Source organism: Methylomonas sp. 2BW1-5-20 (assembly GCF_052474515.1).
In genome coordinates this window covers 2,454,293-2,467,902 of sequence record NZ_CP184127.1, presented here as the reverse complement: position 1 = coordinate 2,467,902, position 13,610 = coordinate 2,454,293, and the positions used below count along the sequence as shown (strand labels likewise).

The 13,610-nt window shown below is 52.6% G+C and carries 8 protein-coding genes; 7 read left to right on the top strand and 1 reads right to left on the bottom strand.

Annotation, left to right across the window (positions count from 1 at the left end; translation table 11 throughout):
- Positions 1-37: 37 nt before the first annotated feature.
- Positions 38-2,959: a phosphoenolpyruvate carboxylase gene (gene ppc, locus ACH50O_RS11150; RefSeq protein WP_446812082.1), complete on the bottom strand. Its 2,922-nt coding sequence runs from the start codon at positions 2,957-2,959 to the stop codon at positions 38-40.
- Between the two features lie 113 nt (positions 2,960-3,072).
- Here ppc and nhaR point away from each other — a divergent pair, with 113 nt between their 5' ends.
- From nhaR to fucP, 7 genes are all read left to right on the top strand, one after another.
- The gene (nhaR, locus tag ACH50O_RS11145; RefSeq protein WP_446812081.1) at positions 3,073-3,975 is read left to right on the top strand and encodes a transcriptional activator NhaR; all 903 of its coding nucleotides are present in this window, start codon (positions 3,073-3,075) and stop codon (positions 3,973-3,975) included.
- Positions 3,976-4,222: 247 nt separating this feature from the next.
- Positions 4,223-4,894, top strand: coding sequence for a class I SAM-dependent methyltransferase (locus tag ACH50O_RS11140; RefSeq protein ID WP_446812080.1), 672 nt, complete (start codon positions 4,223-4,225; stop codon positions 4,892-4,894).
- A gap of 147 nt (positions 4,895-5,041) precedes the next feature.
- Positions 5,042-6,895, top strand: a complete 1,854-nt coding sequence (locus tag ACH50O_RS11135; RefSeq protein WP_446812079.1) for a response regulator — start codon at positions 5,042-5,044, stop codon at positions 6,893-6,895.
- 13 nt (positions 6,896-6,908) lie between these two features.
- A complete protein-coding gene (locus ACH50O_RS11130) occupies positions 6,909-8,777 on the top strand; it encodes a response regulator (RefSeq protein ID WP_446812078.1) in 1,869 nt (622 codons plus the stop codon).
- Complete coding sequence (locus ACH50O_RS11125) at positions 8,777-9,766, top strand: response regulator (protein WP_446812077.1); 990 nt, start codon at positions 8,777-8,779, stop codon at positions 9,764-9,766. Before ACH50O_RS11130 ends, ACH50O_RS11125 begins: the two co-directional genes overlap by 1 nt.
- Before the next feature lie 362 nt (positions 9,767-10,128).
- Complete coding sequence (locus ACH50O_RS11120) at positions 10,129-12,321, top strand: glycoside hydrolase family 3 N-terminal domain-containing protein (protein ID WP_446812076.1); 2,193 nt, start codon at positions 10,129-10,131, stop codon at positions 12,319-12,321.
- A gap of 21 nt (positions 12,322-12,342) precedes the next feature.
- Positions 12,343-13,608, top strand: coding sequence for an L-fucose:H+ symporter permease (gene fucP / locus ACH50O_RS11115; protein WP_446812075.1), 1,266 nt, complete (start codon positions 12,343-12,345; stop codon positions 13,606-13,608).
- The last annotated feature ends 2 nt before the right edge of the window (positions 13,609-13,610 follow it).

Here is a 13,610-nt window from a genome sequence, read left to right as displayed (position 1 = left end):
CCGTTCCTGCTTAGCCTGCCTGTTCCGGGGTTAAGTGTTAGCCGGTATTGCGCATGCCCGCGGCAATTGCATTGATACTGCGCAATAAGGGTTTCATCCACGGACTTTCCGCCGTATTCTCCGCATTCATTTCCCGTAGCCGCCGGATCAAAAACACTTGCAGGTAATTCAGCGGACCCAGATAAGCGTCGCGGCGTTGCAAGGACGCAGCCAACGCTGGATTTTCCGCGAGCAGGCGGTCGGCCTCGGCTATCTCCAATATCCATTCCACGCAGCGCTGATGTTCGCCGGCTATCAGATTGTAAACGCGTTTGCCGGCTTCCGGATCGCTACATAATTGCGCGTATTCACGGGCGATGTTCATATCGGATTTACTCAGCGCCATTTGCGCGTTACTGAGCAGATTGCGGAAAAACGGCCAATCGCGATACATCCCACGCAGTGCTTCCAGCCGCTCCGGTTTGCCGGCGCACCAGCTGGCCAGGCTGAAACCGATGCCGTACCAAGCCGGAAACGTCTGCCGCGATTGCGCCCAGGCGAACACCCAGGCAATGGCGCGCACCGAGTTTTTCGAGCGATCCAGTTTTTTGCGATGCGAAGGCCGCGAACCGATGTTCAAGCCGCCGATTTCGCCGACCGGGGTGGCTTCGTAGAAATAATCCAAAAAGCCGGGTGTGCGTTCGGTCAGTTCGCGGTAGCTTTGTTCGCCGATTCGCGCCAATTCGTCCATCACCGCCAAGTCCTCCGCTCTATCCTTCGGTACAGCCTGCACCAGACTGACGCTGGCTTTTAGCAAGCCGGTAACGCCCATGGTCAATTCGTAGACCGCCGTTTCCATATTGTTATACCGATAAAACAGCACTTCGCCTTGTTCGGTAAATTTGATTTGGCCGCGCACGGTATCGGGCGGTTGGGCCAGAATTGCTTCGTGAGTCGGGCCGCCGCCGCGACCGACCGTGCCGCCACGGCCGTGAAATAAGCGGCATTTCAGACCGTAGCGCTCGCTGATGGCGATGATTTGCCGTTGCGCGCGCGACAAGCCCCAGGCCGATGCCAGGATGCCGCCGTCTTTGCATGAATCGGAATAACCCAGCATGATTTCCTGGCGGTCGCCGCTGACTCGCAACAGTTCCCGATAGCAGTCGGTATCGAACAGTTGGGTGAGCACATCGGAAACGCGGTTTAAATCGTCTATGGTTTCGAACAGAGGGCTGACGCCGATATGGCAATGCCAATGCCCGCCAATTTTGCCGACCAAACCGGCTTGGGCTGCCAGCAACAACACTTCCAGCACATGGCTGGCGGAGTGAGTCATGGATATCACGTATTTGCCGAAACAGTTCGGGCCAATTTCGCGGCGCATTTTCGCCATCACCGTAAACAGCTCCAGTGTTTCGCGGTTGGCTGGTGTAAGCGCGGCGGCGTCAAACATCAGGCCGCCTGGCGCGGCGATAGCCTCGACTAATAATGTGATGCGCTGGGCTTCGTCTAGCGCGAGATAGTCAATGTTCAGAGCCGCCGCCAGACTTTCCGCGACTGCTTCGCTGTGACGAGTCGATTCCTGCCTGACATCGAGTTGCATCAGGTGAAAGTCGAACACGTCGGCCAGCCGGATCAGATCGGCCAGTTCCAGATCGGCAATGTTGGCGTCGCCGTGACCCCGCAGGGATGAATCTATCAAACGCAGGTCGTGTAAAAACTCGGCAACGCTAGCATAAGCGTGGCGATTGGCTTGTTCCGGTTTGCCTTGCAATTGTTGTTGAACCCGTTGCAATGTAGATTGCATGCGGTATTTCATCAATATCAGCTTGTGCCGGTAAGGCTCTTGCAAGTACGGCTTTTCCAAGTCCGCTACAGCTGCGCCAAGCATGCTGCGATCCACGTGTAGGCTGTCAATAAATTCGGGTGCCAATTCACACAGGCCGTAGGAATGCGATAATTGGCCGCGCAATTGATCCAGGCGTACCAGATATTCCTGCATGATGGTTTGCGCCTGCATGCGCAAGGCCAGCTCGGTGGTTTCCGGCTTTACATTCGGATTGCCGTCGCGGTCGCCGCCTATCCATGAACCAAAGCGCAGAAAACTGGGGATGCGGATTTGACTGGCAACGTCGGCGCCGAACACATCGCTAAGTGAACGTTGTAAATTCCGGTAGACCAGGGTAGTGGCCTGAAACAGCGACAAGGAAAAGTAAAACAGGCCGGCGTCGATTTCGTCGGCCACGCCCAGTTTGCGGGCGCGCACTTCGTCGGTTTTCAACAGTAGTTGAATCTGCGCTTGCAATTTGTCCAGGGCTTCACCGCGTTGTTGGCTGCGCAGACGCGGATCGTCCAAAGCTTCCTGGCTGAGGAACACGTTGCGCAAGGCACTTTTCACGGTACGGCGTTTGGCTTCGGTGGGGTGGGCGGTCATCACCGGCAAATACAGCATCTCATCCAGCAAAATCTGTAATTTGTCGGCGCTGACGCCACTGTCGCGCAATTTGATCAACGTGTCGTGAAACGAGCCGGGCCAGAAGCGGCCGGTCTGGTTTTGCCGGCGTAAATTCAGATTGTGCGCTTCTTCGGCGATATTGATCAGGCTGAAATAGCCGTTAAATACCCGAACCACTTCGCCTATTTCTTCCGGACCCAGATCTTCCAGAATCTCGATGAATTGGCGGCGGCGATTGGCGCTGCCTTCCCTTATCAAGCCGGCAAACTTGCGCTGCAATTGCGTCACGGCGGAGGCGACCTCCGGTTTGGCCTGCGCGGCGAGGATTTTAGTCAATATCGAGCCCAGCAAGCGAATCGAACTACGCAATTCTTTGTCGTCGCCGTGAGTATCGGATAAACGATCGCTGAGGATTTGGCTGGCGTTGGGGATATCCAGTTCGAACGCTGACTTGTCATGCTCCGCCAAGTCAGGTCCTGTACTAGGAATAGAGTCATTGTCGTGTAGCTCGTTTGATTTTGCCACGTTAAGTTCCCAAGGTGATTTACGGTCGCCTGATAGACTAACGCGGGATTTAAATATTGTTAAATAGGATGTTTAGAATAAAATCATCGAAAAAATCTATGTATTGATCACTAGTGGAACGTATCAACTATCAGCATTTGTTTTATTTCTGGAATGTCGTGCGCGAAGAAAGCATTAGCCGTGCCTGCGAGAAACTGCATTTGGCGCAACCCACCATTAGCGGTCAGTTAGCGGTACTGGAACAGCAGATCGGCGAAAAACTGTTTTATAAACAAGGCCGTAAATTGGCGTTAACCGATACCGGCCGGGTGGTGTTTCATTATGCGGAAGAAATTTTTTCCTTGGGTAGGGAATTGACGAATACGCTCAAGGGCCGGCCGACCGGAAGGGCGTTGCGTCTGGTGGTTGGCGTCGCGGATGCCTTGCCGAAAATGGTGGTTTACCGCTTAATAGAGCCGGCGTTCCTGTTGCCGGAGCCGGTACAGATTCTTTGCTACGAGGATAAAACCGAGCGGCTGTTGAGCGATATGGCGGTGCAAGGCATGGATTTAGTGCTTTCCGATGCGCCGCTGACGCCGACCAGCGGCGCCAAGGCGTTTAATCATTTACTCGGAGAGTGCGGGGTTACCGTGTTCGGCGCGCCGGCATTGGCCGCGACCTATAGTCAAAACTTTCCGCGTTCCTTAAGTGGCGCGCCGTTTTTGCTGCCGACCGCCAATACTTCGCTGCGGCGCTCGCTGGATCAATGGTTCGATGCGCAAAGCATTAGTCCGGTCATTCAGGCCGAGATTGAAGACAGCGCGTTGATCAAAACCTTCGGTAGCGGCGGTGCGGGTTTGTTTGTCGCCCCGAGCAATGTCGAAGCCGAAATCCAAAGCCAGTACGGCGTGGAAGCCATCGGCCGTATCGAATCGGTGCATGAACGTTTTTATGCGATCACCATGCGCCGCAAACTCAAGCATCCGGCCGTGACTGCGATTTTAGAAAATGCGCGGGATAAGTTGTTTCCGAAATAACGGGTGGCGATATCCGTTTTTTTAGGCGTAATTCTGCGTATTTAGACTGCGTCACTCATCCGATTGGTTATTGCTGATCTAGCTACCGCAGTGTTAGATCAGCCAATGTGTTAACCTGAACCAATAGTTGCCGGTTTTCGGCTAACTCCGCGAGTGCCTTTTCGGCCTGCATGCCTCTTTTCAGTAAGCGTTGTGCCCTTCGATCAGAACATTTTCCTGATGCACAACCCTGCCGCTGTAACCCTCAATGTCTGATTATCGTGTCAAATTCGAAACGGTCACCGTTGCCGGTATCGATTATGTCATTCGTTCTTTAGCCGATTTGCAGCAATACGCCGACCCGCTCGGCGAGGCGGAATTGGCCGGGATTTCCTCCGCCAGCTGGTCGCTGTTCGGTAAGGTGTGGCCGTCCGCTCGGGTGTTGGCCTTGGCGATGCATAGTTTCGATTTGGTGGGGAAGCGCATCCTGGAAATTGGTGCCGGTTTGGGGCTGGCAAGTCTGGTGATTCACCGCCGGGCCGGCGATATTACAGTCAGCGACTGGCATCCCTTGAGCGAGGCTTTCCTGAACGAAAATTTGTTGCTAAATAAATTGGGACCATTGCAATATAGAACAGGCAATTGGGCGACCGGTAATCCGGGCTTGGGCCGCTTCGATCTGATCATCGGCAGCGACGTGCTTTACGAACGCCAACAGCCCGAGCAACTGGCTAACTTCATTGCCTTGCATGCGGCGGCGCACGCGCAAATCATTATCGTCGATCCCGATCGCGGCAACCGGGTGGGGTTTTGCCGGGAGATGACCGGTTTGGGCTATAGCTGTTCCAGCCGGATCGCAGAACGCGCGACTGAAAACGGTGAGCCTTATAAAGGCCGCTTTTTGACCTTCAGTCGAACGCCGGCGGCGGATTCGGCGTGACAGACTGCCAATTTCAAACGGTCTGTGACGATTGCCGGAGCCGCCATGCCGAACTAAATTTCACGAAGCGGCGCGCGTAGCTAGCGAATTTGTCCTTCCGATGTAACCATGATAAAAATAAGGACATAATCGTGCAGATAATGACTTATGAAATTTGAAAACCATCTCGAACAGTTACGAAAGAAGTTTACACTGGATCTTTCGTCGCGATTCGAACAGATTCGGACGCTTTACCGGCAATATAGCCAGGATGGTCGGGATAGGGACGAACTGAGACAAGGACTGCATCGATTGGCGGGACTGGCGGGTACGTTTAAAGCCAGCCGCATCAGTGAATTGGCCCGTAATCTCGAAATCCATCTCGCCCAGCACTTTGCCGACGGTTTGGAGGAAGAAGACAAAATCATCGATATTCTGTTCGGGCAGTTCGAGAAAGCGGTTGATGCCTATCTGACACAATCCGCGGATAGTGAGCATGAAGCTCGCAGTAAGTTGGTGTTGCCGCGTTCCGATAAAACCATCTGCCTGGTCGAAGACGATCCGCTGCAAGCGGAACAGATCGCACTGGTATTGCAGGAAGCCGGTTATCAGGTTGTCATCTATCATGCCTTACCCCCATTTTCCGAATTTTTGACTGGTGCGCGGCCCTTGCCGTCGCTGATTATGATGGATATGGTATTTTCCGACAGCGTCGAGAGCGGCGCTAGCGTGATTCGCCAGTTACGTGAGCAGGTAGCGGATTTCCCGCCGGTGATTTTTATTTCGGTGTGGGCGGATATCGTCTCGCGCGTCAATGCAATTCGGGCAGGGGCCAGCGAATATCTGGTTAAACCGGTGAGTAGTCAGGCACTGGTGGAAACCGTAGACAAATACCTGAGTAAGGCGACGACATACAAAATTCTGATCGTCGATGACGATGCCATTTCCTCGGAGTATGTGGCTACGATTATTCAGCAGGCAGGGATGCAGGCCCGAACCTTACTGGATCCCTTGCGGATATTTGAAACGATGGAGGATTTCCAGCCGGATTTGCTTATCCTGGATATTTATATGCCGGTCTGCAGCGGAATCGAGCTGGCGCAGGTTATACGGCAATGTTGCTGTTATAGCCTGATACCGATTATTTTTTTGACGACCAACACCACATTGGATCAGGAATTGGCGGCCTTGAGTAGCGGTGGCGACGAATTTGTCCGCAAATCGGATTCCGACACTTATTTGATGCGAAAACTGGAGTCGCGTTTGCGGAGACTCGGCCAGATTCGCGACTTGAACCAGCAACTACAGAAAGCGCAGCGGCGTTCCGAACAATTACGAAAACTGCAAAGCGACTTTCTGTCGTACGTGGTGCATGAACTGAAATCGCCCTTACACCTGATTTTGGGCTATAGCGATCTGTTGCGAGCGGAAGCCGGGTTGAGCGCCGAGCAAATCGACATGCTCGATGTAATTGTCCGCGGCGGTCAGCATCAGTTGGAGATGATCAACGAATTGTCCGAGCGGGCTAAAATCGTGGCTGGCAAGCTCAAACTCAATCCGGAATCATTCGACTTGCTCCAGTTGCTGGGGGAATTGATCAATGACGCGGAAGTATTGGCACACCAGCATCGGATTACGCTAATCAGCGCCTTCGAAGGTAGCTCGGCGCAGCTCATAAAGGCCGATCGGCGTCGGGTATGGCAAGTGATTGCCAACCTGCTTTCCAACGCCATTAAGTACAATAAGCCCGGAGGCAGTGTTTGGGTATCCGTACAAAAACGCAGCAATGGTTTGCTACGCGTCACAATTCGCGACAATGGCATGGGTATACCGGCGGAAAATCTCGATAATGTGTTCGATGCGTTCGAGCGGCTCGGTGCGCAGAACAGCAGCGTTGAAGGCATCGGTATTGGGCTTTCGATATGCAGTCAGCTGGTGCAATTGATGGGTGGAAACATTGGAGTGGAGAGCGAGATCGATCTTGGCTCCAGTTTCTGGGTCGAATTGCCGATAAACGTATAGCAGTGGAGCTATCATGGACCAATCAGCCCTTATCGCTGAATTGCGGGAACAGATTAGAGACTCGGAGGTTAGGCATCGCACCCTGCTGAACACCTTAAGCGATGCCTTGATTACTATCGATAGGGCCGGTTACGTCAAAACCTTCAATCAGGCGGCTGAAATCATGTTCGGATATGGCGCCACCGAAGTGATCGGCCAAAAAATCAATATGCTGATGCCGGAGCCGCACCATACCGAGCACGATAAATACATGAATCGCTACATCAACACCGGGCGCAAACGCATAGTCGGTACCGATCGGGAAGTGATGGCGCAACGGCGGGATGGCTCCTTATTTCCCATCGAATTGGCGGTCAGCGAAATGTGGCAAGACGGTGAAATACAGTTTACCGGCTTGATCAAGGACATTACCGAACGCAAGAAAATGGAGCGTTTGAAAAACGAATTCATTTCAACGGTCAGCCACGAGTTGCGCACGCCTTTGACCTCGATCCGCGGGGCTTTGGGGCTGATCAATAGCGGTATGTGCGGTACGCTCCCGGAAAAAATGGCCGGTCTGTTGAGTATTGCCACCAATAACACCGAGCGTTTGCTGTTGCTGATTAACGATATTCTGGATATCGAAAAAATCGAATCGGGCAATTTGCGTTTCGATTTTAAGCGTATCGAACTCGGCGAGGTGATTGCCAAAGCCATTGCCGATTGCAGTGCTTACGCGGCCGAGCATGGTATCCAATATCGTTTTACTCGCAATGAACAGGCCTTGATGGTCAGCGCGGATGTCGATCGCATTTTTCAGGTTATCAATAACTTGCTGTCCAATGCCGCCAAGTTTTCGCCGGAAAATGGGTGGGTCGATGTCTCGCTCAGCGAGCATCAAGGTTTTGCAAGAATCGGCGTCCATGACCATGGACCTGGGATTCCAAAAAGCTTTCTGCCTCGATTATTTGATAAGTTCTCCCAGGTAGACGGCAGCGATAAGCGCCATACCGGCGGTACCGGTTTAGGTTTGAGCATCGCCAAGGCCATTATCGAAAAGCATCAAGGTAAGATCAGCGTCGAAACCGAGGAAAATGCCGGCACTACGTTTTATGTCGATCTGCCGCAACAGAGCGTCAACGACCTCGGCACTCAGTTGCACGGCAACTTGAACGACGGAGCGATGGTATTGATCGTGGAAGATGATCCCGATATTGCCCATTTGATCAAACGCATTCTCGAAGAAGCCGGATTTGCCACGGAAATTGCCTACGATACCGTGCAGGCCAAGCAACTCCTGAAAAAAAACTGCTACCACGCCATTACCCTGGACATTATTTTACCCGGCCAATCCGGCCTGGCTTTCCTGGAAGAGCTTTACAGCAACGGAGCCGGCGGCTTGGAACTGCCGGTGGTAGTGATTTCGGTAAATGATGAAAAGAAATACTCCGAGGCCGATTATGTTGGCCGCAATATTGTCGACTGGCTACAAAAACCCATCGATAGCCAAAAATTGATCTCTGCCATTAAAAGCGTGGGCCGACCCGGTGGGCGGCAGCGGCCGATGATTTTACAGGTGGAAGACGATGCCGATGTGCGGCAGATAGTGGAATTGATTTTGACCGACACCGCCGATGTGATTGCCGCCTGCAATCTGGAAGAAGCCCGCGGTTGGCTGGCGAAACAACACTTCGATTTGATATTGCTGGACGTGGGCTTGCCGGACGGCAGCGGCTTAAGTTTGCTGCCGGAAATAAAGCATCGCCATCCAGGCACCGAAGTGGTAATTTTCTCGGCGCAGGATGTGGGGATGGATGTTGCCAGCCAAGTCAGTGCGGCGTTGGTTAAATCCGCCACCAGCAATATCAAACTGATTCAAACCATCAAGGCGGCGATTAAATAATGTTGCCCAGAATCCAGCAGCGTTATCCCTGCGTCGGTATCGATTTGATGTATTCGCCGTTGCAGGAAGATTACATCGAAGGCATGGGCGCGAAAATCTACCAAGCCGTCTGTCACGATATGAGCTTTTCCGGTTTATCGTTTGACGTGATTCACGCCATGCAACCCGGCGAACGGATTGTGATCATCGTGGAAAACCAATTTCAGCCCAGCGAACGACTGAGCGCCGAAGTGCGTTGGTGCAAAGCCATTTCGGCGGACGTATTTCGCATCGGTGTAAAAATTTTACTGGAGGAGGGCGATGATTTTTCCGATTGTATTCAGGAATTGGAAGATATCGCCGCGCACGATTTGGCCATGCCCAGCGGCGCGGAATTGCGGTGTCCCTTATGCCTCGAACGTTCGGTATTTTCCCTGATCGACAATCAGCAAGGTCACTGGAAGCAGGGTGTACTGCCCTTATATAGCTGTTCGATTTGCACCACTACCCGTACCATTCCCAATATTCTGGAATTTAACCGCCGTTACTATCTGAACGAGTTAAAGAACTGCCGCCACGTCTTTTCTGCCAGCGACCATCAATCGACGTCGCCTGGCCGCCCGCGTAAGCTCAGCAAAATTTTATACGTGGAAGACGATCCGGATATTCAAACCGTTGCGAAAATGGCGATGGAAATGGTTGGCGGGTTTGTACTGGAAGTGTGTGGCGATGGCTACGAAGCCTTGCATAAAGCCGAAGCCTTTCAACCGGACTTATTGCTGTTGGATATGATGATGCCCGGCATGACCGGTATCCATACCTTGGAGCAAATACGCGCCCGGCCCAGCCTCCATCAGGTGCCGGCGATTTTTATGACCGCGAAAATCCAAAATCACGAAATCGAGACCTATAAACGCCAAGGCGTGTTGGGGGTGATAGCCAAGCCTTTCGATCCGATGGTGCTATCGAACGACATTAACCGCATTTGGCAGACGCAGTTCGTAACATAATAATTCATCTTCCCCCCACCAGTTCCGAAACGCAGCGTGACATAAGAGCCACGGGTGCGTGGCTTTGCAATATATCCTAATAATTCGAGTATTCATCGTGCTGCGAACATCGACGGCGTCGTTCATGAACGCGCAAAAAGATCGCATAGCCGCGTCATCATCCGTAAAATCGCCGATTGCCAGTGCCGGATTTGCAATTGTCCAAGAATTTGCTCGTATGCCGGCAAGGATTTACATCCGTTTCAACCTTATCGGTTTGCCGATCGATTGAGCGGGTACTGCTTGTAGAACCTCAGTATAAAGCTATGAAATTAAAAAGTTATTTATTCATTTTTTTTCAATTTGCGGCATTGGAGTCCGGCGTGAGTGCACAAGAAACAAACGAAAACGTTGAAGCTCAGGTCCGAGCCTTATTGGCGCAGATGAGCCTGGAAGAAAAAGTCGGGCAGATGACGCAGATCGATTTTAGCGTCATTTCTGTCGCAAACGGCGAGATTGTCGATCATCCTATCGACCTTGCCAAACTGGAAGACGCCGTATTGAATCGGCACATCGGCTCCATTTTAAACACGCCGACTACGCCCAATAATCAAACCCAGCCCATCGAAAAATGGCGGCAAATCACCCAGGTGATACGTGACGTGGCGGCGAAAAGCCGGCTCAAAATTCCGGTGATTTACGGGATTGATGCGATACACGGCGCAACGTATACCGAGAACGCGGTGTTATTTCCGCAAGCCATCAGTATGGCTGCGACGTTTAATCCCGACTTGGCCTTCAAGGAAGGCGAGATTACCGCCCGCGAAGTCAAAGCTTCCGGTTTGGACTGGAATTTCATGCCGGTGATGGACATCGGCCGGCAACCGCTATGGCCGCGCTTATGGGAAACCTATGGCGAGGATGTGCATTTGGCCGTGACCATGGGCAGTGCCTACATTAAAGGCCACCAGGGCGACGATATGGCCGATATCGACAAAGCGCCGACATGCTTGAAGCATTATGTCGGCTATAGCTATCCTCTAAATGGTAAAGACCGGACCCCTGCCTGGATAGGTGAGCGCGCATTGCGCGAGTATTTTCTGCCAAGTTTCGAGGCTGGTGTGAAAGCCGGCGCGCCGACGGTCATGGTCAATTCCGCGGAGGTGGACGGCATCCCCGGACATGCTAATTATCATTACCTGAACACCATTTTGCGCGGCGAGATGGGGTTTAAGGGATTCACCGTGTCCGACTGGGCCGACATCAACCGTTTATACACTCGCGATAAGGTGGCGGCATCGCCGCGCGAAGCGGTGAAGATGGCGGTAATGGCCGGCATCGATATGAGCATGGTGCCGTTCGATTACTCGTTTTACGACTTGCTGCTGGATTTAGCCAAAACCGGCGAGGTGCCGATGACCCGCATCGACGAAGCGGTGTCACGTATTTTGCGGGTGAAATATCAAAGCGGCTTGTTCGACAGACGGGAGCCGGCGTTGGCCGTAAAAGGCAACTTCGTTACGGAGGAAGCAGTTGCTGCAAATCGCCAAGCGGCGCGGGAAGCGATTGTTTTGGCGAAAAACGACCAGCATATTTTGCCTTTGAGCAAACAGGCCAGTATCTTGGTCGCCGGGCCGGCAGCAAATTTGCTGAGCGTGATGAATGGCGGCTGGACCATCACCTGGCAGGGTTCTTCAGAACATTTGTATCCGCGAGACAAACCGACCTTGTTAAACGCCATCCAGCAAAAGACTAACGGTAAACTGACTTACGTGGGCGGGAAAAATTTTAGCGACGAAATCAATATCGAACAGGCGGTGGCCCAGGCTCGGCAACACGATGTGGTGATTTTAGCGCTGGGCGAAAAAACCTATACCGAAACCGAGGGCAATATCGACTCCTTGCATCTCGATCCGGTGCAGTTGCAACTCGCTAGAGCGATATTCGAAATCGGCAAGCCGGTGATTCTAGTTACGTTCGGAGGGCGGCCGCGCATCATCACCGAAATTGCCAACAAGGCGCAGGCCGTGGTGTTAGGCTTTTTGCCGGGTATGGAAGGCGGGGCGGCGATGGCCGATATTTTATTCGGCGATACTAATCCCAGCGGTAAGTTGCCGATTTCTTATCCGCGCGATACTAACGATATAGTGATGTACGATCACAAGCCGATAGAGGCATTCGAGAGCAATCAGTATCGGCCGTTGTATCCTTTCGGCCACGGTTTGAGTTACACCACATTTCAAACCAGCGGACTGCGCTTGAGCAAAGATAATATCGCGATGGGCGAGAACATCGATGTAATGGTTGAAGTGAAGAATACCGGTGCGCTGACCGGTAAGGAAACCGTGATGGTTTACCTACATGATGTTGCGGCTTCGGTGTCGCGGCCGGTCAAACAGTTGAAAGCGTTTAAAAAGGTCGAGTTGAAACCCGGCGCGGAGCAGACTTTGCAATTCAGTTTAACGCCGCAGGATATGTCGTTTATCGGTGCGGATATGCGGCGCATCGTCGAGCCGGGCGAGTTTGAGGTGATGGTCGGTAGCGAAACCGCTCGTTTCCAAGTCGTCAAACCCTAAATCAATTTGCGGGATTAATTCATGCCGGATCAACAAACCCTCGGTAGCTCATCGTATGCGGGCTCGCTAACTATTCTGACCTCGCTGTTTTTTATTTGGGGCTTTATCACCTGTCTTAACGACATCCTGATTCCGCATTTAAAAGCGGTGTTTACGTTGAGCTATACCCAGGCGATGCTGATCCAGTTTTGTTTCTTTACCGCTTATTTTCTGATGTCGGTGCCGAGCGGTTATCTCGTGGAAAAAATCGATTACAAGGGTGGCATCATCGTGGGCTTGGCCATTGCCGGTTGCGGTTGCTTGCTGTTTTACCCGGCTGCGGGTTTGCATTCCTATCCTTTGTTTTTGGGGGCGTTTTTTGTGCTGGCGTCCGGGATTACCCTGTTGCAGGTTTCCGCGAATCCTTACGTAACGGTGTTGGGCGATCCGCACACGGCTTCCAGTCGCTTGACCTTGACTCAGGCGTTCAACTCCTTGGGCACGACGCTGGCGCCGTATTTTGGCGCGTTGTTTATTCTGTCGAATGCGGTTAAAAGTGCCGAGGAGATAAAGCTGTTCGATGCCGAGCAATTGTCGGCTTATCAGGCGGCGGAAGCGGCGGCGGTGCAGAATCCTTATTTATTGCTAGCCACGGTATTGTTTTTGATGGCTGCGATATTTGCGCTGCTGAAGTTGCCGAAGATTAACGAACCGGGCCGGCAAGTGGAACTTAGCGACACTTTTGAAGAGCTTGGCAGCGCTTGGCAATATTCGCATCTGGTATTGGGTGCCGTGGCGATTTTTGTGTACGTGGGTGGGGAAGTGTCGATCGGCAGTTTTCTGGTTAATTTTCTGGGTGAGCCGGATATCGCCGGATTGGCTGAGCAAGATGCCGGCAAATATGTATCGTTTTATTGGGGCGGGGCAATGGTTGGCCGTTTTATCGGTTCGGCGGTGATGCAGAAAATTCATCCCGGCAGGGTACTGGCATTTAATGCCTTGGCGGCGGCCGGGCTGGTATCGGCGACGATGCTTGGCAGCGGAACGCTGGCGATGATTACTATTCTGGCCGTGGGTTTGTGCAATTCCATCATGTTTCCCACCATTTTCTCGCTGGCTTTGACCGGCTTGGGCAGCCATACCGGTCAAGGCTCCGGCATTCTCTGCGCCGCCATTGTCGGCGGCGCGGTTTTACCGTTATTGCAAGGCGCTTTTGCCGATCATATCGGGATTCAGCATGCGTTTTTTATACCGTTAACGTGCTATCTGTATATCGCCTACTACGGCTATCGCTGCTTTCGGCTGTAATA